The sequence below is a fragment of the Bacteroides sp. PHL 2737 genome (assembly GCF_004115325.2).
In the GTDB taxonomy this organism is placed as follows: domain Bacteria; phylum Bacteroidota; class Bacteroidia; order Bacteroidales; family Bacteroidaceae; genus Bacteroides; species Bacteroides hominis.
Genome location: NZ_CP040630.1, coordinates 3,824,374 through 3,848,720 on the forward strand (window position 1 = coordinate 3,824,374; position 24,347 = coordinate 3,848,720).

The window sequence follows — 24,347 nt, forward strand, 5'->3', positions numbered from 1 at the left end:
TTACTGTTCATTAAAACCATCGTACATAACAGAAATCTTGCCGGTGAGGTAACAAAGCATTCTTGGGATACATACGGAAGGCCTGCTTGAAGCTTCCGGCGTTGAAAATGCCGGATGTCGCCTTAAAGGTATATAAATTCCCATTCTTGGAAACTGACGAAAGGGGAATTACCTCATATATGTGATCCTGACCGCCTTCATGCCTGATAATGACCGATTCTATTCCGATTGCGTCATCCAGGCCTTTCTCATCAACGACAACCGTCACCTCATATTCCTTTCCGGCTTCAACCGTGGCATTCAGCCCATTCCCAGCCTCTATGGATTTGATTTCTATGGCATCCCATCTGCTCCGGACGTTTGCTTTCCAGTCAGCCATCATTTTCGCCTTCGCAAAGTTGTCGGCTGCCAGAATATGGAAATGCTCTGACAGCTTGTTATAGAACCTGTCATAGTAGTCGTCCAACTGTCTTTTCATGGTAAAATGGGGAGCGATTTGTGCGATTGAGTTCTTGATATACTTGACCCAGTTTTCCGAATAGTTCTTCCCCCCATGCTCGTAATATAGTGGCAGGATGTCATGCTCCAACAAATAATAGATGGCTTCGGCATCCAGCTGGTTTTGGTACTGTTCATTCTGATAAGTACTTTTATCGGTCAGTGCCCATCCGGCATCCTTGCGGTATCCTTCATACCACCAACCGTCCAGCACGGAGAAATTAAGCACACCGTTCATCAATGCCTTCTCGCCCGACGTACCCGAAGCTTCTGCCAACCGCGTAGGGGTATTCATCCAGATATCCACACCCGAGATAAGATGGCGCGCCAGGTCCATGTCGTAATTCTCCAAGAATATGATTTTACCTAAAAATTCCGGGCGCCGGGATATTTCCACGATTTGCTTGATCAGTCCCTGCCCGGCACCGTCATTGGGATGGGCTTTGCCTGCAAAGATGAACTGTACCGGATATTTCGGATTATTCACGATCCTAGCAAGTCGGTCTATATCCGTGAACAGAAGATGAGCCCTCTTATATGTAGCAAAACGGCGTCCGAAACCTATTAGAAGGGCATCGGGATTGAATCTCTCAAAAATGGAAACGCTCAATGCCGGATCAACCTGACTCCTGAGCCAGTCCTTGCTGCATTTGCTTTTGATATAGTCCAGCAATTTTGCTTTCTGTTTTAACCGGGTATTCCATATCTCTTCATCTGGGATGCCATAGACAGCCTCCCAGATTTTCTGATTGGACTGGTCACAGAAAAAGTTCTCATCAAAATTGTCCTTGAAAAGCTTTTTCCATTCTGCCGCACACCAGGTAGGCAGATGTACCCCGTTGGTTACATAACCCACATGGTTCTCTTCCGGGAAGTATCCCTTCCAGATCGGCGCAAACATTTGCTGGGATACCGATTTATGTAACTTGCTGACGCCGTTTACCTCCTGGCAGGTCTTGCAGGCGAAGACAGACATGCAGAAACGTTCCTCCTTGTCTCCCGGATTGTGACGCCCGAGATCCATCAGGTTATCCCAGGTTATACCCAACTTGCCAGGATATCCCTTCATATATTTATTGAAAAGCCCTTCGTCAAAATAATCATGACCAGCGGGTACGGGAGTATGTACGGTATAAAGTGAGGAAGCACGTACCAGCTCCATGGCCTGCCCAAAATTCAAGCCGCCATTTATGTAATCACAAAGCCGCTGGATATTGATCAATGCGGCATGCCCCTCATTACAGTGATATACATCCTTCGTTATACCCAAAGCTTTCAGCGTCATCATCCCGCCTATGCCAAGCAGAATTTCCTGTTTTAGCCGATTCTCCCAGTCACCTCCATACAGATGGTGAGTGATAGGGCGGTCAAACTCGCTGTTGAGTTCATTGTCCGTATCCAGCAGATAAAGGGGGATACGCCCCACACTGGCTTTCCAAACATTGGCATGTACCACAAAACTGTCGGCATAGGGGACGTGGATTACCAGTTGTTTCCCATCCGGTTGCATTACCTTTTCAATCGGGAGCTGCCCGAAATTCTGCGCTTTATAATTGACTGTCTGCTGGCCGTCCATGGAAAGCGACTGGTCAAAATAACCGTAACGGTACAAAAGTCCTATGGCACAAAGGTCCACATTGCTGTCCGACGCCTCTTTCAGGTAATCCCCCGCCAACATTCCCAAACCACCGGAATATATCTTAAGAACTTCATCCAAGCCGTATTCCATGCTGAAATAAGCTATTGACGGGCGCTGGTGGTCCGGTTCCACATCGATGTATTTTTTGAAGGCGGAATAGACGGCATCCATTTTATAGACAAAGTTCTCATCATGTGCCAGCGCTACCAGCTTTTCATAATTTATCCGCTCCAGAAACAATACCGGATTCTGTTCCACCTCTTTCCAAAGTCCCGGGTCCAAATCACAATACAGTTTCTTTACGTCATCATTCCATGTCCACCAGAGATTATGTGCGATTTCTGCAAGCTTCCGCAGTTCTGCAGGAAGATGTGAACCTACTGTAATCTCCCTCCATTGAGGGGTATTTACATTATAACTTGAATATTCCATGACATTTTATATTAAATTAAATAAGTTCTAATCTTTATTCAATCCTTTTATTATTTTTCGTTTACCGACAATCCATACCGTATCATTCTCCTTGAAAATTGTATCAGGGTCTGGATTCATAATATTCACGGTACTTCTCTCTATTCCGATAATGATGCTATCCGATATGTCTGCCTCCCGGATCGTCTTTCCGATCAATGGTGAACCTCCTTCGACAGGAAATTGCCCTATTTCCATCTCATCCTGCGAGGATGTTCCGTTCCCGTTCCTTTCTACCTTCTTTTGCTCCATGGATGTCCGGAAGCTTTCCAACTGCCGGTCCGTACCTACGACCGTAACCTTGTCATATGGATAGAGATGCTCTTCCCCTTGTGGTATATCCAGGCGTTTTTCTCCACGGGTGATTGAAATCACATTTATCTGAAACAAGGTGCGCAGGCTGCTTTCTTTTAATGTTCTGCCCACATATATGGAATCAGGGGATACTGTGAAATCCGCCAAATGTAATTCCTTGAACGGGATATTGCTGCCAAGGGTGGAGCCTGTATCACTTTCTGTAGAAAGTCCATTCCCATCCGTCCCTTGAAAGTTTGCCATAAATTGTCTCTCTATAGTCAGCGACCGTTTCTTGATCCGCTTGGAGAAATAAATGACGGCAATGATAAGGGAAGAAACTACCAGCCCGGCTCCCAAGGCAACATTGAAAAGATGGGTAATGATACTCATCATGATAATCGTGCAAATCAGTATTTTGACAAGTACGATTGATACCAAAGGCCCTCTGTTGAACTTGTTGTCCGTCCAGAGTTTACGGAACTCGGCTGAATTGTTCTTTTTCATGATGATGGCCCATAGAAACGGAGATATGACAAGAAAGATGATGATGAAGCCCAACAAGTTCCCTTCCATTCCCGGCAGACTTTTCCTAATCAAAGGATGCACATAGGAAAAATATAAAGTGATGAAAAAAACGCATACGACCAGATAGAGTGTGACAGACACCAGCATAGACCGGATCAGTTTATGCCAAGTGCCCTGGTGTTTTACAGTCATTGCCCCGGACGTATAGTGTACGAGATAATCTTTCAGGAATCCAGGCATGTGGATGTCTATAAACCGGTATGCCGGTTCCGAAAGCCGTATCATATAGGGGGTAAGAAAAGTCGTTATGACAGATACGGCCACTATGACCGGATAGAGATACTTGTCCGTGACATTCAGACTGACGCCTAAAGATGCGATGATGAATGCGAACTCACCGACCTGTGTCAGTGAAAAGCCGGACTGTATGGCAATTTTCAACGGCTGGCCGGAAAGCAGGACACCAAAGCTCCCGAACAGGACCTGACCGGACAGTACCAGCAATGTCAGGATAAGAATAGGGACGGCATATTCCCACATCATGGCAGGATCGATCATCATTCCCACCGACACGAAAAATATGGAAGCGAACAGGTCTTTTACCGGCTGTACGATATGTGCGATTTTTTCCGCTTCAACGGTCTCTGCCAGCAGGGACCCCATGACAAAGGCTCCCAATGCGGCAGAAAATCCCGCTTTTGTCGCAATCATCACCATTCCCAGGCAAAGTCCCAGAGAGGTTATCAATAAAATCTCGTTGCTGGTGAAACGGCGTATCTTCTTCAGCAGGGTAGGTATCAGATAGATACCCAATGCCGACCAGAAAATCAGGAAAGCGGCCAGCTTCAATATACTTTCCAGCATCTCCTTCCCTTCAAAATGTTTGCCTACCGCCAACGTGGAAAGAATAACCATCATCACTACCGCCACCAGATCTTCGATGACAAGAATCCCCAAGACAATGCCGGTGAATTTCTGTTGGAGAAGTCCCATGTCATTGAAGGCCTTGAATACGATGGCCGTGGACGACATGGACAACATTCCACCCAGAAAAATACTGCTCATGTGGGAGAACCCCATTGCATTCCCCGCTGTATAGCCTATGAACATCATGCCACATACAATAGTGACAGTGGCAACGATAGCCGTAATGCCCACATTTATCAATTTCTTGAACGAAAAGTCCAGTCCCATCGCGAACAGCAGAAAAATGACACCGATGTCCGCCCATATTTTGATATTGGCAGGATCGGAAACAGTCGGGACCAGGGAAACGGAAGGACCCGCCATAATACCGGCTACAATGTAGCCCAATATGACCGGTTGCTTCAGCCACTTGAAAATGACGGTTACAATACCGGCAATAATCAGAATTATGGCAAGATCCGATATTAAAGGAGCAACTTCTGACATATTAACGGTTATTTTAGATCGATAATTCGTTAAGGACCCGGATCAGGCTTTTGTCAATAGGCTTGTCCTTTTTGATTGCCTGGACAAAAGGAACATAAACAATCTCGTTGTTCCGTATGCCTATCATAACATTTCGCTGGCCTTCCATCAAGGCCTGGATTGCGGCTTCACCCAGCCGGCTTGCCAGTATGCGGTCATTGGCACTCGGAGCGCCACCCCGTTGCAGATGGCCCAGGATAGAAACCCTGACATCATATCCGGGATATTCCTTCTTTACCCGGTCGGCGTAATACATGGCACCTCCATTCTTGTTTTCAGGACTTTCGGTCACAATTACGATGCTGCTGTTTTTCGTCTTTCTGAATCCACGTCCGATGAATGTTTCCAACTGGTCCACGTCCGTCCGGTCTTCCGGAATGATGGCCGCTTCAGCACCGGAAGCTATTGCGCTGTTTTGTGCCAGGAAGCCCGCATCACGCCCCATCACCTCGACAAAGAAAATGCGGTCGTGCGAGGTGGCCGTATCCCGGATTTTGTCCACACACTCCACGATGGTGTTCAGGGCCGTATCATATCCTATGGTAAAATCGGTGCCGTACAGATCATTGTCAATGGTGCCGGGCAATCCTATGCACGTCACATCATACTCCTCCGCAAAGATCCGGGCTCCCGTCAGGGAACCGTCTCCACCGATAATTATCAATGCATTGATGTTCTCTTTCTGTATGATCTCATAAGCTTTCTTGCGTCCTTCGGGAGTGATGAAAGTCTCGGAGCGGGCTGTTTTCAGTATGGTACCTCCCCTCTGGATAATGCTGCTTACGTCTTCCGTAGTGAGTTCTTTCACTTCACCGGCAATCAGCCCCTCGTAACCTCTATAAATTCCTTTCACTTTAAATCCGTTAAAAATAGCGGCGCGGGTCACGGCACGGATAGCCGCATTCATTCCGGAAGCGTCCCCTCCGGAAGTCAGAATTCCTATATATTCATCTTTTTTCATCTATCTCAGTTCTTGTTTTGTTTCATTCTGCCAATATAGCTTTCAGTTTTTTCCGGCAGTGAAAAATACGGCTCTTTATAGTTCCCAAACTCACGCCGGTTCTTTCCGCTATCTCACGGTATTTGAATCCTGACAGGTACATCTCAAAAGGTATGAAATGTGACTCCGGTACACTTTTGATGGCATTACGTATCTTTTCCAGGTCATAGTTCTTGTCCACCTCCTCTCTACAGGACTCGTCCATGATCCGCGAATAATATGCAGGATCGGAGGATATGTACAGGCGGGTATGACCGACCTCCGCCCGGTAACCGTTGATAAACGTGTTGCGCATGATGATAAACAGCCACCCTTTGAAATTCGTGTTCTTGTTGTAACTTTCTTTGTGAAGCATTGCCTTGAGCAGGGTATCCTGCAACAGGTCTTCCGCCTTCTCCCTGTTAGCTGTCAGTTTGTACGCAAAACGGAACAGTTCGTCCTGTACGCCAAGTAGTTCTTTTTCAAAATTGAATTCCTTCATCGGTTGTGCCGGTTCCCTGTTCCGGAAGTGTCTGTTAAAGGTCGGACGGCTTTTCCGAACAAGAAAAGCCTGTCCGACCTTACGACATTCCAGATCTGGAATTATTTAACCTCGATAGCCTTGAAAGTTTTTTGTTTTTCTTCCTCCTTCATTTTCGGGATTTCAATGGACAGAATCCCGTGTTCGACTTTTGCGGAGATCTTATCCTTCTCCACATTTTCAGGCAGCAGGATGGTCTGCTGGAACTTGGAATATGAGAATTCGCGGCGGAGATACTTCTTGTCTTTCTTCTCCTCCTTCTTCTCTTCTTTCTTTTCCATGCAGATTGTCAGGTTGTTGTTCTCGTCAACATTCACCTTGAAATCATCCTTTGTCATTCCGGGAGCCGCCATTTCAACCTTGTAGTCCTTGTCATTCTCAATGACATTGATGGCAGGAGCCGTAACTCCCGTTTTTGCCAGCCACTCATTCTCGAAGAAATCGTTAAAAATACTCGGCAACCAGTTTGAGTTTGTTTTTACAGGTACCATTTTTACCTCCTTTTTTAATTGTTAATAAATAAAATATTCAAAAAGACAATACAATCCAGTCTGATTGACTGACTTTTATCGTCTGATCATACCTTGTTCAGCTACAGCCTTTGTCCGTTTCCGTATCTCTTCCGGGTTTCCAAGGTAGTAGTCCTTGACAAGAACCAGTCTGTCGTCAAATTCAAAGACATAAGGAACCGCCGTAGGCAGGTTCAGGTTGGAAATATCCGTATCGGAAATCCCTTTGAGATGCTTGATGATTCCGCGCAGGCTGTTGCCATGGGCGACTACCAGCAGGCTGTCCTTATACATCAATGCGGGAAAGATGATGCATTCCCAGTAAGGCATGACACGCCCAATAGCATCTTTCAGGGATTCCGTACGGGGAAGTTCCCTATCTGGCACACCGGCATAGCGGATATCCATGCCCGGATTACGGGGATCATCTTTGCCTACCGGAGCGGGAGCCACGTCATAGCTTCTTCGCCAGATGTGTACTTGTTCTTCACCATATTGGACCGTCGTCTCACTCTTATTCAGTCCTTGAAGCATGCCGTAATGCTTCTCGTTCAGCCGCCAGGTCTTTTCAACCGGAATCCAGTCTTCATCCAGCCGGTCCAGGACACAGTTCAACGTTTTTACGGCACGTTTCAAGTAAGAAGTGTAAGCTGCCTCAAAAGAAAATCCGGCCTCCCGTAATGCATCGCCTGCCTTGCAGGCTTCTTCGACTCCTTTCTCGCTTAAATCCACGTCCGTCCATCCGGTAAAACGGTTTTCTTTGTTCCATAGGCTTTCGCCATGACGTAATAACACTATTCTTTTCATGGATACTTCTCCTTTATGCAATGGTTATTGAAGAATCCAGATATACGTCCTGAATGGTGTTCAGAAGTTGAACTCCGTCTTTCATCGGTTTCTGGAAAGCCTTACGACCGCTGATCAGCCCCATACCACCTGCACGCTTGTTTACTACTGCCGTTACGACGGCATCATGCAGGTCGGATTCCCCATGGGATTCCCCGCCCGAGTTGATCAATCCGACACGTCCCATATAGCCATTCGCCACCTGATAACGACAAAGGTCTATCGGATGGTCAGTGGTCAGTTCCGAATACATACGCTCGTTTGTCTTTCCGAATCCGATAGCCTTGAAACCGCCGTTATTGGATGGGAGCTTCTGCTTCACGATATCGGCTTTGATGGTAACCCCGATATGGTTGGCTTGTCCTGTTAAATCGGCAGCGGCATGATAGTCGGTTTCATCCTTTTTGAAGCTGCTGTTTCTCAAATAGCACCATAAAATAGTAGCCATTCCCAGTTCGTGGGCATATTCAAAAGCCTGTGACACTTCTACTATCTGGCGGCGGCTTTGTTCCGAACCGAAATAAATGGTAGCGCCGACAGCTACAGCACCCATGTTCCATGCCTCTTTTACCGTACCGAACATTACCTGGTCGTAGCTGTTCGGATAAGTCAACAGCTCGTTATGGTTCAACTTCACGATGAAAGGAATCTTATGGGCGTACTTACGTGCCACAGCTCCCAGAACTCCGAATGTGGATGCCACGGCGTTGCATCCTCCTTCAATGGCCAGCTTTATGATGTTTTCGGGATCGAAATAAAGCGGATTGGGGGCGAAAGACGCTCCTGCAGAATGTTCTATCCCCTGATCCACCGGCAGGATGGAGACATACCCGGTATTGGCCAAACGCCCGTGCCCGTACAGGGCTTGTAGGCTCTCCAAGGTGCGTATATTCCTGTCGGAATTCATCCATACCTTATCTATCATATCCGGTCCCGGAATATGGATAAGTTGTTTGTCTATCGTCTTACATGTATGGTTCAGGTAGTACTCAGCCTGTCCTCCCAATAAATCTACTATTTTCATCTTATTTATTTTTATTGATTATTCTGGTTTATGACTCCCGTTCACCCAGTTTTGCATCCATAAAAAGGATAGCACTGTCTCCGGCTTTCCTTAGCCGACTAACAATATTGAGTACATTCGCTTCTTCTTCTACCTGCTCACGAACAAATTGCCACAAGAAGTTCTGAGTGGCATTGTCTTTCTCTTCGGATGCTACCTGTACCAATTCATCAATCAGTTTGGAAACATGTTTTTCATGCTCCAAAGCATGTTCGAATACTTCAACAGGGTTACCCCAACCTTGTGGAACCACATCGACCTTGTCCACTTTCGGGGTTGCCTCACGCTTAATCATGTACTCAGCAATGGCATATGCATGCCCGATCTCTTCTGCAGATTGTTTCTGCATCCAGCGAGCCATTCCGGAAAAGCCCTCTCTTTCCAGATAAAAAGACATCGATAAATACAGGTTGGCAGACCATAATTCTGCTGTGATTTGCTCATTCAGGGCATTTTGCAATTTTTCAGTCATGACGAATCAAACTTTTAATGTTAATAATAAATCCAAATTATCTCTCTTCTTTAAGAACAAGCATGGGCTTGTTTCAAAATTTCAATTAATACCGGACGTATCCCGCTGATAAAACATTCCACGGCGATCACCATCAGAATAAGTCCCATCAGTCTCATCATTACATTGTTTCCCGTCTCTCCCAAGATTTTTAAAAGCTGGGTGGACGCGCACAGAATAAAGAATGAAAGAATGCAGACCAAAGCGATTACGCCAAGCAATACTATTTTGAAAGTATATTCCGAAGCATCTTCCATCAATGTTATTCCACTGGAAATCGCTCCCGGACCGCATAACATCGGAATGGCAAGAGGTGTGATGGTTATATCTTTGGAATATTCTTTTCGTTCAGTTTCATTCAGTTTCACATGGGTGAAATGTGCCTGCAACATATCATATCCGATTTTAAAGATGATGATACCTCCCACAATCCGGAATCCGTCTGTTGAGATGCCGAAAAAATGAAACAGGAACCTGCCCGATAATGTAAAAAGGACTAATATGATAAATGCAATGGTACATGCTTTCAAGGCGATACATCTGCGTTCTTTCGTATCCATTCCATCAGTCATTTGCAGGAATACCGGCATCACTCCAAGCGGGTCCATCAAGGTGAATAGCGAAGTGAAACACAATGTTATATATACAAATATATCCATGATGACATATATTTTATTGTCGATTATTATATCGCAAAAAACATACCAGATAGCATTCTGCAATATTAAATTTTGCAGAATATCAATCTTAAATCCATACCGTCAAAAATAAGGTAGTCTCCGTTCGTTTTCCTTGGCGAGGATACGTAATAATTCCATAAATACCGTACTTACATATATACGGTCTGCATACAGCCCGCTGATGAAAGAATGGAAGGACATGTTCACATTCCGGCATAATATGAGAAATGTGTTTACCTGACATGATATGTACTGCTCGTGTTCAAGCAATTCATTCAGGGCATTCAATGGCGTTGTCCATTCATGTGTATCCCGTTTCATTTCATTGATTGCAACACATCCTCCATCATGGCATATCCGATTCATCATCTGATAAACCTTGTTCATATTGTCCTGTGCTTGGGAGTTTAGCCAGGAGCTAAGTATTGGAAGCCGTTCATCTTCAAAATAGACCTGCAATGACAGGTATAAACCGGTTGACCATATTTCTGTATTGATCAACTCATTCATGGCGTTTTCTATTCGTTTATCCATTATCACTCTGAATATTGAAAATCCATTACTAATATTATGTGTTATTCCCTGTATATAAAAATTCCATTCGATTGTGGGTAACCCATAAAACGGAATTCTTAAACGAGGCTTAAATAATAGGATACTTATCCGCATAGACAAATTGTCACAAAAAATAGTGCTATGGTGTCTTTTTGTCTTGTCTTCCTTGCAGAATATCCAATAAGATATCCAGTTCTCTTTCTATTCCTTCAATCTTATCGGAAATACAGTCCAAAGTATTATGGTGCAGACTAGCTTTACAGTCCTGCAACTCTCTTGATAGAGAAAGTACCTGCAACCAAAGTTCTTCCTCTGTGTGACAGGGGGAGTTACTATTATCTAGTACCATAGAAGGAGAAGGCAGAAAAGTGTCTTGGCATGTAATTTGTATGATAATGAACGGTATGTCCCGAAAGAGACAGGATGGAAATGAAAGGATAGAATATTCCACAAAAGACAGTAACAAACGAAGGGGGGGAAGTCGTTGGAGACAGTTGTCTCGCTTTTAAAACAAGTTGCTTTCATAATGTTTATAATAAGCCAACCCTGTTCCCTGGAGTTGTGTTTATATAAAGTTAAGCGTGGGAACTTTGGTATTACCGTTCAGAAGTATCCCCATACTCAACAACATATAATACACAAAGCCCCACGCCTATATATAACAAAAATCTATATAAATAGTACGTGGAGCGTCCAATGTATTATCCAATTGTTGTTTCGAAATTGGGGATTTCCTGAACTTGGATAATGCCTTAACGCTTTACTATAAATCTTCTATTTTTAAAAGACTAATACAAATGTAATAAAAGAAATGAATTCTTTCAAAGGAAATATCTCCTTTTTTAAGGGGTGGCTTAATTTTTCTTCATTAAAAGTCTTAGAATTACTGCCTGCCAAAGCCCGTCACAATTTTTTTGAAATCCTCAAGCTGTACATTAAGCTCTATATAGTACAAGCAGAAAAACAGACCATGATGCCGCAGGCAGTATAGGCCATAACCCACTCTTCCGTGAGTATCTTATCTATTTGACAATAATAAAAATGTAAAGGAGGATAATGGCATGGACAATATTCGTATCCCAATACATATAGGTTAACATATAAGGGAAAATGGTCACGGAGTCCACAAACCGTAGAATGAAAAAATATATTTCCATCGTGCACGGTTTATGCCTCTATCCGGATATTTGGCCGGTGCCGCAAAATGCACAATGCATACTCCATAAAAAACACCAGGGAGGAAAAATAAGTCATACTGAACAACGCCTGTCTGTAATGGGTCATGGATACAAATGGACTACAGATAATGGCTGCAATGGATATAACGATACAATCAAGCACAAAATAATGTACGAACGTGCCTATCAGTTGCATTTGGATGAAGCAGTACCACTTCATGCGATGTTTGGTTAGATTGAGTATGGATATAGGGGCTTAAAAATTAGACAGATACAAATTTACTAAAAAAGGAGAGGCTGTCTCAAAAGAGGTGTTTACAAACTTACTTTTGAAGATTTCATCCTTTCAAACTGCTTTTTCGTTGCCATAAGCCTCCTAAGAGGCTACTTTTGCAAGATTATATGCTATGGCTAGCAGGGCGAACTCAATTTCAACCTTCTTAAATCCACGAAGATGGAACCTCTTGAAGTGCTTGTTGTTCTTGAGGTTTCCAAATACGGCTTCCACATCCTGTGGTCGCTGACTGCGATATTTCAGACCTTCATCAGAGAGTAGCTTTTCACGTTCTCTTTCCTTGATTTTCCTCAGACGGTGATTTACCTGTACAATCCTTTCCGAGCGGCTTCTGTAGCACCGGCATCTTAACGGGCAGCCCTTATAGTTACGTGCCTTGTATCTTGATATGGTCTGCACAAAACCGTTGTTTGTTACCCGCCTTGCATCGGAGAGTCTTTCCATTCTCTGTCCCGTAGGACAATACATGCCGTCGGTTTCTTCGTTATGAAAATAATTGTACTTTATAAAGGTTTCAATGCCATGTCTGAAAGCATACAGATAGTTCTCTTCACTTCCGTATCCGGCATCACAGACAGACACGTCAGGGTATCTGCCGTAGAGGGAATGGAAATCATCCATATGCAGAGGATAGGTGGAGGTATCGCCCAACACTGATGGATGGTATAGTTCAGAATGAACTGTTTATTGGTACTGAACTGGGGATTGTATCCGGGTTTGAGTTGTCTGTTCTTCATATGGTCATCTTTCATGCGCATGAAAGTAGCATCATTGTCTGTCTTTGAGTAGCTGTTACGTCCGTCAAGTATCTTTCCCTGCGATTCATATTTCTTGAGCTGTTCAGGCCATGACTTCCTTACACGTCTTACCTTCGCTTTCATCTTCTTGTCAGCATCCACTCCATTCAGGGCATCATCTATCTGCCCGAGTGCCTTTTCCACTTTCTCCGGGGTGATATCCTGATAGGCAACCGGAGCGGAATCACGCAGTTCCTGCTTGGTGAGGGACTCGGCGTATTGCCATATCTCCTCAAGCTGTTCCGCGATTCTGGATATGCGGGTATGTATAGATTTGCCCCCCAGACGAACGTATAACGGTTGGCGTTCACCTCCATCTTCGTCCCGTCAGTACAGGCCACATCCAGACTTACAAAACCTTCCGCCACGAGAAACTTTACAATGGTTGCAAATATCGTCTTCAGCACATCCTTTAGCCGGCTGCTGCGGAAACGGTTGATGGTATTATGGTCAGGAGTTACATTGCCGGTAAGCCACATGAAGCGTATGTCATTACGACAGAACTCTTCTATGCGACGGCTGGAATAGATATTACGCAAATGCATAGACAAGAATCTGAAGCATCATGCGTGGGTGGTACGCAGAACAGCCTTTAGGGGAATACTTACGGTAAAGTGCTTCAAGGTTTATCTGTTCAATGATGCGGTGAACAACCCGGACCGGATCGTTCCGGGGAATAAAATCGCCTAAACATGGAGGTAAAAGCAGATTATCGTTGGATGTGTAACTTTTAAACATTATCTTTGGGATATCTTACTTGATGCCCTAAGATACAAAAAATTAGGGAGATGGGCAAGTTCTGGCTGAGCGAAGTTAGGGCTTACCCGATTTTTTGCAGACACAAAAAAGGCCATCCCAAAGTTTATTTGAGACAGCCTTGTTTATTTTATGTGCAAATGTAACTGTTATCCTAAATAACCATTCAGAATTATTTCAGCATTTCACCTTTTTCGTTGAAAAACACAACGCTTTCGGTTCCGACGGCATCAACCAAAGTTACTTTATAAGTCTTTACGCCATCTTCTGCCACTTCTACGGCTGCTTCCTTAATGGTGGATTCAGCATAGTCTTTCTTGATGGCGTCCTGAACTGCCTGCGGGAGTTCCTTTATATCAATCGGTTTAAACTCGTTCACCATTGCAACGATTTCAACATCTGATGCCATGTTGTTAGCGAATGCTACTGAACTACCTAATCCCATTACCAGTGCTACTGCAAACAATACCTTTTTCATAATGCTAATTATTAAATTGTTAAACATCTTATCGTCTTACGCTAAAGAATAGACAATCACCGTGCCAAATAAATGGATATTTATCATATTGCTGTAAAACAGACCCTTATGAATTATTCATATTGCATAATGCAAATGTCTGATGGGCATTTTTTCTACAATGATGTGGAATGCGATACACATGGCTACACATGGTCTAACGACTGTGAATAAGAGAGTTGAGACGTTAAAATCATGCAGACGGCATGCGAAAGGAGTCGTAACGAAAGTAATCTCTCCATTACGGCTCCTGGTTATTATCCTTCTACTGTTAAAAAGTAATATCCAATTTCACCATGAATGTTATCGAACGATAGCCGCACTCCTTGCTCAACAGGTTGTTCACCATAAACTGGAAAGCGACTCCCTTTGTCACTTTCACGCCGAAGTAATTGCGTATATGTTCGTAAAGGAGATGGCCCATTCGCTGGGATTTGAAAATACGGCGTTCTTCACCCAATTCTTTAAACGGTTCACCGGCTCTACTCCGCAGGAATATAGAAAACATTAATCTGCCAGATACCTTTTCATTCGCGGCGAGTACTCTGTCCGGTAGTTTCCGCAACTGTCCGTATAGATAATGAAATTGTCAATTTCCGGATGCTCTTTCTACAACTGACGGGCTTTGCGGCTCCCCAACGTCATAAAGGCCGTTGCATAGGCATCAGCAAGCATGCACTGATGGGCAATAATTGTAGCACTCAATATATCCTTTTGAACCGGATATCCTGTTATCGGATTGATGGCATGAGCGTATTTCCTTCCATCTTTCAGATAGAAATTACGGTAGTTGCCGGAAGTTGCGAGTCCCAGCCGTTCCGACAGTTGCACAATTTGTTCAAGCTCGGAGTTTGTTCCGGTACTGTCATCCTTCGGTCTGACAATGCCAATGCACCAATTCCACCCTTGCGGGTTCTTTCCTTTCGCTATCATTTCGCCGCCGATGTCTATCATATAGTTCGATATGCCTTTGCGGTCGAACAAACACGCGATTATGTTACAGATAGTACCGCCGCCGAGCACCGAGAAATTGAGCAGGATGCGGGGATCGTCTTTCATCACACGGTTGCCCTGTAAATGCACTTTTCGGAAGCCTACAAAGTGGCGGATACTGTCTACGAGTTGCGGAGTGATGCTGTCAAACTTTGTAAAGCCAAATCCCCACAGGTTGATAAGCGGTGCACAAGTTACGTCAAATATCCCGCCTGTTTGTTCCGACGCTTGCATGGCTGTGCGGAAAGGATTGCATCAAGTTATATATCTTACGATGTTTTTTGTGCCAAGTGTATCTCTATGTAGAATACATTTCTAATTAGCTAAGCGATATATGAAACTAATCTTATCGAAAATTTTGTCCGTATCTTCTCCGACCTTTGGGTTAATCAGTTCAGCATATATCTGCATAGAAAAGATTGATTTTGTGTCCTAATACTTTTGTAAAGTTTCTTATGGCACGCCTTTTAATATACCCGAAACAACAAAGGTATAATGTCCGATATGAAAAAAACTGGATTTTTATTGAAGCGAATCAATTCTTTTATTATTTTTACCTTTCCTTCCATAACCAACGTGGTGCGCCGTTGCGCCCTGCAGCTGCTCATGTCGAAACAGAAAACACTGGACAAGCAGACGCTGAAGGAAGCCTTACAGAAAGAAACACAGAAAATGTGAAATTATTACGTGGACTCCGACGGACCGCCCTGCTTGTGTTACCGGCTGCCTTGCCCGGGATGAACCTTTGAGATGCAACCGCCAGACAAAGGGGAAGAGGAACACTTCCATACCCGTAACCCGGCAGGACAGTCTTATGCCAGGGACACAACTATAGAAAAAAGGACAGACCTGATAGTAAGATGCGTTTGGTAAAAAAGGAAATGATGAATATTAATAATAGAAAAAGACATTTGTTCCGCAAAGCATACGCGGATATGTACATAAAAGAAGAGAAATATCTTCAAAAGGAGGATTGTTTTCCAGCCCCCCATTACTGGTAGTTTTTAGGAGATAAAGCCTAAGGATATTTTGTTTTTCTCACTTGAAAACCTTATTTTTGCATAACAAAAACGTCCTTTGAATGTATGCAAGATGAAACAAGCCGCTGAATTTCGCTCGTTTCTAAATAGTTACCTATTAAATAAAAATAACAAGAGAACTATTTAATTTTCAGTTAGATAGCAAAAGCATTGTGTTTCGCGGTGTAAACCGTTAGCTCTGGAAATAAGGGAAAGCGTTTTTTTACTCGTCTTCTTTTACCATTAATCACCTTTTCTACTAGTTCAACACTTCCGATCTCTTGGAGGTTTTCATTAAGTCTGTGAGCGTAATCTTTATAATTCTTGTAACGCTCAAGAATATTAAGCAAATACTTACTTCCTTTGTATCGTTCGATTATCTCGGCTGCTTCGGGTTCTACTTTTATATTGTATATTTTCTTAGTCTTAGCCCTTCGATATTCAATTCTGCCGTTTCTAATTTTCTCCAAACGACATAAATCAACAGTATTTATGCCTACAAGATAGAAAATTAACATAAAAATATCAACATATTGCTTCTGATGCTCTTCGCAAGGATAATCTCTTAGAGTCACAAGTTCCTCTGGAGTCAATGCCCTTTTTGCAGTTGCCTCTTGTTTTATTTTAAATCTCCTAAATGGATAACATGAAATAGTTTCAGTATTAAGAGCATCATTAAATACAGCTCGGATATTTCTCATGTGAATACTAATCGAGTTAACTTTAGAGGTCTCTGAAAGATGAATCTCAAAACTCTTTAGCCAAGCATAGGTCACATCTTCAAATCTAAACTTATCTGGTACATCCACAAAACGACATATGCGATCAAGTGTATATTGGTAGACTGCCTTCGTTTGGGGATTTTTCTTTCCTTCCACAAACCTTGTATAATACTGCACAAAAGAACATCCAGTTTCTTCCTGTTTCTCCTCTAATTTTCCCCTCAATAATATTCGTTGAAGATGCTCCTTGAACTGTTTTCCTGTCATTAAGTCCAACTTTCCGGCAATCCTTAAATTCAATAATTCCGTTTCAGCACAATGCACTCGCTGGGAGATATAGCCATTAAGGAATGACTTGTTAGGACCATTGATCACCTTTCCTTTTGTGGAATCCCACTGATCTGGAGATAATAAAACACCAAGATTGATTAAGGCCTGCTGCCTTTTGTGTGTGACATTAATTTTAAGAGGAAACTTTCCATCTTTCCTATTCACACGTTTGTCGAAATACAATTTAATAGAAGCCATAATAAATACTCAAGATTTGCATGATTTTTGCATGATTCGGCATCCGAAATGCCCAAAATTCATCCAAATAATGCAATTAAACTCTTTTTTTTTAATGACTATTAGCAGAAAAAAAAATGCCAATAATCAAGTTCTAAAACTTAAATATCAGCATTTTTCTTTGTCGGGGTAGCGGGATTCGAACCCACGACCCCCAGCTCCCAAAGCTGGTGCGCTAACCGGACTGCGCTACACCCCGAAACACTTGTAAAAAAAGAGAACTTCCTTTTTTTTGTCGGGGTAGCGGGATTCGAACCCACGACCCCCTGCTCCCAAAGCAGGTGCGCTAACCGGACTGCGCTACACCCCGTTCTTACAGGGAAGTTCCTTTCAAAAGCGGTGCAAAGATAGGGACTATTTTTAAATATGCAATAGTGAAAGAAGTATTTTTTCATATTTATTTTTTAACATCCTATCAGTCACATATTTGGATATATAAGAAAAATAGAAGCTATTAACCTAAAAAGTCCCGATTCCGTCAGAATCAGGACTTTTATGCTAAACACACGACAGAGACAAGTTATTCAAGATCCTCTTTGATCACTTCATCTATTTCCTTGATCTTCTTTTCTCTTATCTTTTTGCTTTGGGCAGGCTTCTTTTTGGTATCATCATACACATTGTCTGCACGATCCACCATCTCTTCACTCCAGTCATCATACATGTTCGATGCCGGCTGACCGGTCAGGGTGGTATTTTCTTCTGCGATAGGTACATCCCTATTAATTACTTTAGCCATATGTTCTACGTTTTATTGTTATGCTATAATGACAATAAAACATAGAAAAAGTTCTCTCTGTTAATGAAGTTTGATACTATTAGATAGATTTTAAACGGTACTTTCCGGCAATATTTCCGAAAGCTGTGAACTAAATCCCGTTTCAAACGTATAATACAGAAACATCACTATAAAAACAAATATCATGAGACTTAGAATTCCTAAACCTATGTATTTCATTGCTTTCGCCGGTATTGCTTTGTTTATGGGCAGTTGTGCCAAAAATACCACCATTATTTATGGCAACGGAGAAGATAACCTTCCCGAAACTCCACAAAAGGAGACGACACTCGTCACTTTCAATGCTTCTGTCGAAAGCCGAAACCTGACCCGTGCCATGTCTCCTATGAAAAAAGGAATCAAAAGCACTTTGTACGCCTATCAAAAGGCACAGAGTACCACCAGTCAGGAAACTCTGTTTGCCGAAGGGTTGTACATCACTTCCTCTCCGGGGGTATTATCCGGAAAAGACGGGTATAAAATGTATCTTGCGAACGGCATCTATAATTTTTACGCCGTATCCGACAACTTCTCAACCATACCGCCTTCTTTTACCGGACAAGAGTCAGAACCTTTATTCAATGGCATCGATTATCTTTGGTGGGGTAGTACCGACCAGGATGTAAGCAGTGCACAGATCAATATTCCCATTGTATTCCAGCATGCCTGTACACAAGTTGTCGTTGAAGTCTCTGCCGGAGATGGTATTCAATTAAGCAGGCTACTATCAGCTACTATCACTCCGCCGGTTCCAGGAGCGAGCATGACACTCTCCACCGGAGTTATTCCTCCCGCAACATCATATGACAAACCCGATAAAATGGGCATTAATGGATTTCTGGCGCAATATATCATGCTTCCACTGCAGACCAATGATCCGATGACACTTACGCTTGAAGTGGAAACAGATGGAAACAACAATTCGAAAACTTATAGCGTTCAGATCCCTGTCCCAAGCGGAGAGCTGAAAGCCGGAGATTCTTACTTATTCAGTGCGGTGATCAATGGCAGTTCCGTTTCTATTCCTTCCGTCAGCGTAAAGGATTGGACGGAAGTAGACGAGACAGGTAACCCGCTTTATCCATCACAAAAATAACAACTTTTATGCTTACACAATTTTTAAGTCTATTGGCTACTATTATCAGTGTCATCAGCTTGCTGATTGTCACTTATGGGGCGCTGATTGCTATCCTCTCTTTTATCCTCAATGAACTGAAGAGGATAACCGGCACCTATACCCCAACTAATATACGGAAGTTGAGAGCCGTATTCGGAACCTATTTATTATTGGGGTTAGAATTTCTGATTGCTTCGGACATCCTGAAAACTGTATTGGAGCCTACAATGAACGAACTGATTATTTTAGGCGGTATCGTTGTCGTAAGAACCATATTATCGGTATTCCTGAACAAAGAAATCAAAGAATTAGAAACAGAAAATAACTAAAATGTAATGAACCATCCATCTGTGGGGGTGTTTACATTATTATTAACTAAATAAAGGAGATCGGATTTATGAATACTGAAAAAGAGAAAACTTCATCGGAAGAACAGAAGAAGGCTGAAAAGGTACTTAAAGACAAAGTACCCGTACAGCAAACCGGAACTTACAGCGAAGCCACCAAAAAAGAAGTGCGCGATGCAGTAAAAGAACTCAATCCGGACATGAGCGGATTGGATAGGGGTTAACAGCCCCTATCTTCCCGGAAACATCAGTGTAAAACAGCTGCCTTTACTTATCTCTGAGGAAACAGTGATAGTGCCCCCATGCAGATTCATAATCTGTTTACACAAACTGAGTCCGATGCCGGACCCCGAAGGTTTCGTCGTAAAAAACGGAACGAATATTTTATCCATCACTTCCGGAAGAATGCCCTCACCGTTATCACGGACCGTCAAACTGCAGACTTTTCCGGGTATTTGTTCCAATTCCACTTCAATCTGCGGAGCAGTACTTTGTCCACAGGCTTCTTTCGCGTTTTTAATCAGATTAATCAATACCTGTTCTATCTGTGCACGATCAATGTAGAGAGTAGCACCTCTATGTGTAGCCGCAAAATGGATAAACGCATCCGGAAATAGTTTCCTCAGATCAGAAAAGAGTTCGTCTACCATCACCAATGCACAGACAGGAGTAGGGATACGGGTCAGCCGACGATAATTTTCCACAAACCCGAGCAGTCCCTTGCTTCTCCGATGAATGGTCTGCATAGCCTGCAACATGACACCGTATTCTTTCTCGCTAAGCCGTTCGGGTATTCCACGTTCACTCAATGTTTCAGACAGAGAAATAATAGGAGTAATAGAGTTCATAATCTCATGAGTCAATACCCGTATCAATTTTTGCCAGGCCTCCATCTCGTTACGTTCCAATACCGAATGGATATTTTTCAGACTGACCAGTAACCTTTCCTTGTTTTGTGCAGCAAACAGGGTGCAGGACACAGCCATTTCGACAGAAGTTCCTTGCTGCCGGATACGTACTACTTGCGTCTCGTTCCAGGAAGCGGTAAGCCACTCCTGAGGCAATTGGGTTTCTTGCCCGACCAAAGCCACAGCCGCATGATTCATCCATTCTACCCGGCCTGAGCGATCGGTCACCATCACAGCCGTATCTACCTTACTTAACAAATTCTCATAATATTGATGCTTTACTTCTTCCTCAAGCAGTCTGCCTCGGAACAATTTCAGCGTTTGCGAGAGTTCATCCGCCAGTTCAATCATCATCCTGCTTTTAAACGGCGGCTGAAAACTTTGCGTCATATCATTGAAGCGGATGCTATCCGTCAGTCGCCGCATCATGCCTGCCAATCTCATCTGAATGGAATAGAGGTGCACTCCTGTGGCAATCAGCAAAAGTATCACAATCAAAGTGCTAAACCACAATTCGTAATGGAAGAGCAGATATCCTCCGATGGAGAGTACTACCAACAAAAGGATGTGCAGCACTACACTGATAGAATAGCGTTTCATAAGCCGAGTTTTTCGAGTTTACGATAAAGAGCAAAACGGGTGATTCCCAGATATTCGGCTGCCCGGGTGATATTGCCTTCGCTCAGACGCATGGCTTTTTCTACGGCTTGCCGTTCCAACAGTTCCAGATTGAGTACTTCCTCTTCTTTTTTCTGCCGTACAGAAGAGTGGAAAAGGAAATTCTCCGGCTTCAGCAGAGAGCCGTCGCCCAGAATCACAGCACGCTCTATGGTGTGTTGCAACTCGCGCACATTGCCGGGCCAGTTATATTTCAACAATTTATTCTTCGCCTCACGCGTCAGCCCATGCATATCCTTTTTATACTTGCGGGCATAACGTTCCAGAAAGAATTCGGCCAGTAAGATGACGTCATTACCACGTTCACGCAGGGGAGGAATATGGATTTCTATCGTATTGATGCGGTAAAGTAAGTCCTGACGGAAGTTTCCTTCATCCACCATTGCCCGGATATCCGCATTGGTTGCACATACCAGACGTACATCGATAGGCACCGACTGAGTGGAACCCAACCGACTGATTTGCCTCTTCTCAATCGCAGTCAGTAACTTCGATTGCATTGGAAGTGAAAGATTACCTATTTCATCCAGAAACAAAGTTCCGCCCGTAGCCACTTCCATCCGCCCGGCTTTCGCCTTCCGGGCATCGGTGAAAGCACCCTTCTCATAACCAAACAATTCACTTTCAAACAATTGTTCGGGGATGCTGCCCAGATCAATTGTCACAAAGGGCTTTCCGTAACGGGGAGAACAACGATAGAGCAAACGGGCAATCACATCCTTTCCGGTACCATTCTCGCCCAAGATCAGGATATTCGCATCCGTTTCACTCAATTTATTAATGGTAGCAAACACTTCTTGCATGGCTGCCGACTCACCGATGATCTCGTTCTCTGATCCTCCCTGTCCGCTCAATACTTCCACCTGTTCCTTCAGCATATTCACTTCGTGACGTGACTGTCGGAGTTTCATACCCGAAGACAAGGTTGCCAGAAGTTTCTCTTTCTCCCATGGCTTGGGAATAAAATCTGTTGCACCAGCCTTGATGGCCCGTACAGCTTTGTCCGTATCGGCATATGCCGTCATAAAAATCACGATTGCCTGCGGGTCAATCTTCAGAATCTGTTGCAGGCTCTCAAATCCTTCCTGCCCACTGATGGCGTCACGGCTAAAATTCATATCGAGCAGGATGATGTCCGGGCCGAAAGTAGCCATAAAATATTCAATGCGATCGGGGGTAGTAGCCACTTTAATCTTTTCGGTATAAGGTTCGAGCAAAAGATTGAGGGCAAACAATACATCTTCATTATCATCTACAATTAATATCTTTCCAAGCTGTTCCATATTATATTACGAGCTAATTTATGTTCCTTTAAAAGATGAGATATACCAGTTGTACAGCTCGTCATATCCCGGTTATACATCTCGTACATCTTATCTCACTATGCAATGATGCCAATGTAAGCCGGATACAACTGCTTACCTTTAGGCTGAGGGCAAAGATACAGATTATATTCATGCGTTGTGTGTGCTAATTCGCACTATTTTTGTGCGTATATGCACATGAAGACAAAGAAGCGCGCACATATAAAATGCTATTAAAAAGCAACTTACATTCATGGCATACCTTTTGAATGATTTATATAAAAAGTAAATACACAATGAATCTGAAAACGATATTTATTATTGCCGGATGCAGTTGCATCTCATTGGTCGCCGCACAGGAACACACGATGGAGCTCTCTTTGGACGAGACCGTGAAGCTTGCCAAGCTTCAGTCGCCGGACGCACAAACGGCACGCCATAGCTTCCGTTCGGCTTACTGGAATTACAAATATTATAAAGCAAACTATTTGCCTGCTTTGAGCCTGACTTCGGACCCCAATTTAAACCGGGCCATCAACAAAGTGACACTGGGAGACGGAACCGTAAAGTTCGTAGAACAGAATATGCTCAGCACAGACCTCACCCTAAGCCTGACTCAGAATATTCCCTGGACCGGAGGTTCACTTTTCATAGAGACGGCAGCGCAACGCATGGATCTCTTCAGTGATCATACAACGGCTTGGCAGACTTCACCTATTAATATAGGTTACCGCCAGTCGCTCTTCGGATACAACAGTTTGAAATGGGACCGCCGCATTGAACCGGTACGTTACCGGGAAGCAAAAAAATCGTATGTAGAAACACTCGAATTGGTAGCTGCACGGGCTACACAGAAGTTCTTTAACCTTGCCACCGCACAAAGCAATTACGAAACCGCCACCATCAATTATGCCAACGCAGACACACTCTATCAATATGCCCAGGGGCGCTATAACATCGGTACCATTACCGAAAACGAAATGTTGCAACTGGAACTGAACAAACTAACCGAAGAAACCAACCGAATGAATGCCCGTATTGAGATGGACAACTGCATGCAGGAGCTACGCTCGTATCTGGGCATTCAAAGTGATGAAGAACTAAAAGTGAAAGTCAATGACCATGTGCCGGACTTCAGTGTAGAATTGCACGAAGCGTTGTTGCTGGCCAACGAGAACAGCCCGGAGATACAGAACATGATGCGCCGGAAACTGGAAAGTGAAAGCAATGTGTCGTATGCCCGAGCCAATGCCGGACTGAAAGCGGATATTTATCTGCGTTTCGGATTGACACAGACAGCCGATAAACTGGGGAGTGCATACAAACGGCCTTTAGACCAGCAATACGTCAGTTTGGGCATTGCGCTTCCCATTCTCGACTGGGGACGCGGCAAAGGCAAGGTGCGTGTGGCACGTTCCAATCGCGATCTTGTATACACACAGGTGGAACAGGACAAAACCGACTTCGAACTAAATGTGCGCAAACTGGTGAAACAATTCAACCTTCAAGCGCAGCGGGTACGGATAGCCGCACGTACCGACGAAACTGCCCAACGGCGTAGCGACGTGGCACGCAAGCTCTATCTGCTCGGTAAGTCGACCATTCTCGACCTGAATGCTTCCATCACAGAGAAAGACCAGGCACGCCGTAATTATATAACAGCCCTTTATAACTACTGGAGTTTGTATTACACCTTACGCAGCCTCACTCTCTTCGACTTTGAAGGGAAGGCACCACTCACCGAGAATTATGATCTGTTGATAGACTGATCCGAAACAAAAATCGTTAATCGAAAAAAAATAAAA

24 protein-coding genes, 2 tRNA genes and 2 pseudogenes are annotated in these 24,347 nt (G+C 43.7%); 7 read left to right on the forward strand and 21 right to left on the reverse strand.

What is annotated here, in order from left to right; genetic code table 11:
* Positions 1-10: 10 nt before the first annotated feature.
* The 11 genes from glgP to DBK98_RS23655 form a co-directional block, all read right to left on the reverse strand.
* Complete coding sequence (gene glgP / locus DBK98_RS15765) at positions 11-2,569, reverse strand: alpha-glucan family phosphorylase (protein ID WP_005654457.1); 2,559 nt, start codon at positions 2,567-2,569, stop codon at positions 11-13.
* Positions 2,570-2,596: 27 nt separating this feature from the next.
* Positions 2,597-4,843 carry a cation:proton antiporter gene (locus DBK98_RS15770; RefSeq protein WP_005825801.1) on the reverse strand — a complete coding sequence of 749 codons (2,247 nt, stop codon included), beginning with the start codon at positions 4,841-4,843 and terminating at the stop codon, positions 2,597-2,599.
* 13 nt (positions 4,844-4,856) lie between these two features.
* Entirely contained in the window at positions 4,857-5,843 is a 987-nt protein-coding gene (pfkA, locus tag DBK98_RS15775; protein ID WP_005825800.1) for a 6-phosphofructokinase, read from the reverse strand.
* Between the two features lie 22 nt (positions 5,844-5,865).
* The gene (locus DBK98_RS15780; protein WP_032537059.1) at positions 5,866-6,363 is read right to left on the reverse strand and encodes an RNA polymerase sigma factor; all 498 of its coding nucleotides are present in this window, start codon (positions 6,361-6,363) and stop codon (positions 5,866-5,868) included.
* A 101-nt stretch (positions 6,364-6,464) separates the two neighbouring features.
* Positions 6,465-6,893 carry an Hsp20/alpha crystallin family protein gene (locus DBK98_RS15785; protein WP_005825798.1) on the reverse strand — a complete coding sequence of 143 codons (429 nt, stop codon included), beginning with the start codon at positions 6,891-6,893 and terminating at the stop codon, positions 6,465-6,467.
* A 75-nt stretch (positions 6,894-6,968) separates the two neighbouring features.
* The gene (gene gpmA / locus DBK98_RS15790) at positions 6,969-7,718 is read right to left on the reverse strand and encodes a 2,3-diphosphoglycerate-dependent phosphoglycerate mutase (RefSeq protein WP_005825796.1); all 750 of its coding nucleotides are present in this window, start codon (positions 7,716-7,718) and stop codon (positions 6,969-6,971) included.
* 13 nt (positions 7,719-7,731) lie between these two features.
* Complete coding sequence (locus tag DBK98_RS15795; RefSeq protein WP_005825795.1) at positions 7,732-8,781, reverse strand: class I fructose-bisphosphate aldolase; 1,050 nt, start codon at positions 8,779-8,781, stop codon at positions 7,732-7,734.
* 28 nt (positions 8,782-8,809) lie between these two features.
* A complete protein-coding gene (locus DBK98_RS15800) occupies positions 8,810-9,292 on the reverse strand; it encodes a ferritin (protein ID WP_005859444.1) in 483 nt (160 codons plus the stop codon).
* A 50-nt stretch (positions 9,293-9,342) separates the two neighbouring features.
* Positions 9,343-9,990, reverse strand: a complete 648-nt coding sequence (locus DBK98_RS15805; RefSeq protein ID WP_005851956.1) for a MarC family protein — start codon at positions 9,988-9,990, stop codon at positions 9,343-9,345.
* Positions 9,991-10,092: 102 nt separating this feature from the next.
* Positions 10,093-10,545, reverse strand: a complete 453-nt coding sequence (locus tag DBK98_RS15810; protein ID WP_008777875.1) for a ferritin-like domain-containing protein — start codon at positions 10,543-10,545, stop codon at positions 10,093-10,095.
* 160 nt (positions 10,546-10,705) lie between these two features.
* Positions 10,706-10,915, reverse strand: a complete 210-nt coding sequence (locus DBK98_RS23655) for a hypothetical protein (RefSeq protein WP_005654431.1) — start codon at positions 10,913-10,915, stop codon at positions 10,706-10,708.
* Between the two features lie 788 nt (positions 10,916-11,703).
* Here DBK98_RS23655 and DBK98_RS15815 point away from each other — a divergent pair.
* Complete coding sequence (locus DBK98_RS15815; RefSeq protein WP_151881457.1) at positions 11,704-11,979, forward strand: hypothetical protein; 276 nt, start codon at positions 11,704-11,706, stop codon at positions 11,977-11,979.
* 141 nt (positions 11,980-12,120) lie between these two features.
* Here DBK98_RS15815 and DBK98_RS15820 read toward each other — a convergent pair.
* Together DBK98_RS15820 and DBK98_RS15825 are read right to left on the reverse strand one after the other, a co-directional pair.
* Positions 12,121-13,574, reverse strand: a pseudogene (locus tag DBK98_RS15820) (IS1182 family transposase).
* Positions 13,575-13,764: 190 nt separating this feature from the next.
* Positions 13,765-14,070 carry a hypothetical protein gene (locus tag DBK98_RS15825; RefSeq protein ID WP_005859437.1) on the reverse strand — a complete coding sequence of 102 codons (306 nt, stop codon included), beginning with the start codon at positions 14,068-14,070 and terminating at the stop codon, positions 13,765-13,767.
* Between the two features lie 454 nt (positions 14,071-14,524).
* Here DBK98_RS15825 and DBK98_RS23660 point away from each other — a divergent pair, with 454 nt between their 5' ends.
* Positions 14,525-14,620: a hypothetical protein gene (locus DBK98_RS23660; protein ID WP_369799651.1), complete on the forward strand. Its 96-nt coding sequence runs from the start codon at positions 14,525-14,527 to the stop codon at positions 14,618-14,620.
* A 98-nt stretch (positions 14,621-14,718) separates the two neighbouring features.
* Here the strand turns inward: DBK98_RS23660 and DBK98_RS15835 are convergent, their stop codons facing one another.
* Complete coding sequence (locus DBK98_RS15835) at positions 14,719-15,336, reverse strand: FAD:protein FMN transferase (protein ID WP_050503229.1); 618 nt, start codon at positions 15,334-15,336, stop codon at positions 14,719-14,721.
* Positions 15,337-15,417: 81 nt separating this feature from the next.
* A pseudogene (locus DBK98_RS23355) lies at positions 15,418-15,609 on the reverse strand (site-specific integrase); the annotation flags it as partial.
* Between DBK98_RS23355 and DBK98_RS15840 the strand changes: the two are divergent.
* Positions 15,607-15,780: a hypothetical protein gene (locus tag DBK98_RS15840; protein WP_005859435.1), complete on the forward strand. Its 174-nt coding sequence runs from the start codon at positions 15,607-15,609 to the stop codon at positions 15,778-15,780. The pseudogene DBK98_RS23355 and the gene DBK98_RS15840 overlap by 3 nt on opposite strands.
* Positions 15,781-16,276: 496 nt before the next feature.
* Here the strand turns inward: DBK98_RS15840 and DBK98_RS15845 are convergent, their stop codons facing one another.
* From DBK98_RS15845 to DBK98_RS15860, 4 genes are all read right to left on the reverse strand, one after another.
* Positions 16,277-17,371, reverse strand: coding sequence for a site-specific integrase (locus DBK98_RS15845; protein ID WP_239650963.1), 1,095 nt, complete (start codon positions 17,369-17,371; stop codon positions 16,277-16,279).
* 163 nt (positions 17,372-17,534) lie between these two features.
* Positions 17,535-17,609: transfer RNA gene (locus tag DBK98_RS15850), tRNA-Pro, on the reverse strand.
* A gap of 36 nt (positions 17,610-17,645) precedes the next feature.
* Positions 17,646-17,720: transfer RNA gene (locus tag DBK98_RS15855), tRNA-Pro, on the reverse strand.
* Positions 17,721-17,930: 210 nt separating this feature from the next.
* Positions 17,931-18,149: a hypothetical protein gene (locus DBK98_RS15860; RefSeq protein WP_005777804.1), complete on the reverse strand. Its 219-nt coding sequence runs from the start codon at positions 18,147-18,149 to the stop codon at positions 17,931-17,933.
* Positions 18,150-18,333: 184 nt separating this feature from the next.
* Between DBK98_RS15860 and DBK98_RS15865 the strand changes: the two genes are divergently transcribed.
* From DBK98_RS15865 to DBK98_RS15875, 3 genes are all read left to right on the forward strand, one after another.
* On the forward strand, positions 18,334-19,284 hold the full coding sequence (locus tag DBK98_RS15865) for a fimbrillin family protein (RefSeq protein ID WP_032537061.1): 951 nt from the start codon (positions 18,334-18,336) through the stop codon (positions 19,282-19,284).
* Between the two features lie 8 nt (positions 19,285-19,292).
* Complete coding sequence (locus DBK98_RS15870; protein WP_005777808.1) at positions 19,293-19,634, forward strand: DUF1622 domain-containing protein; 342 nt, start codon at positions 19,293-19,295, stop codon at positions 19,632-19,634.
* A 68-nt stretch (positions 19,635-19,702) separates the two neighbouring features.
* Positions 19,703-19,876 carry a hypothetical protein gene (locus DBK98_RS15875; RefSeq protein WP_005777810.1) on the forward strand — a complete coding sequence of 58 codons (174 nt, stop codon included), beginning with the start codon at positions 19,703-19,705 and terminating at the stop codon, positions 19,874-19,876.
* A gap of 6 nt (positions 19,877-19,882) precedes the next feature.
* Here DBK98_RS15875 and DBK98_RS15880 read toward each other — a convergent pair whose 3' ends face one another.
* Entirely contained in the window at positions 19,883-21,160 is a 1,278-nt protein-coding gene (locus tag DBK98_RS15880) for a PAS domain-containing sensor histidine kinase (protein ID WP_005806203.1), read from the reverse strand.
* A complete protein-coding gene (locus tag DBK98_RS15885; protein ID WP_005806205.1) occupies positions 21,157-22,521 on the reverse strand; it encodes a sigma-54 dependent transcriptional regulator in 1,365 nt (454 codons plus the stop codon). Before DBK98_RS15885 ends, DBK98_RS15880 begins: the two co-directional genes overlap by 4 nt.
* A 317-nt stretch (positions 22,522-22,838) precedes the next feature.
* Between DBK98_RS15885 and DBK98_RS15890 the strand changes: the two genes are divergently transcribed.
* Positions 22,839-24,311, forward strand: coding sequence for a TolC family protein (locus DBK98_RS15890; RefSeq protein WP_005777816.1), 1,473 nt, complete (start codon positions 22,839-22,841; stop codon positions 24,309-24,311).
* Positions 24,312-24,347: the final 36 nt, after the last annotated feature.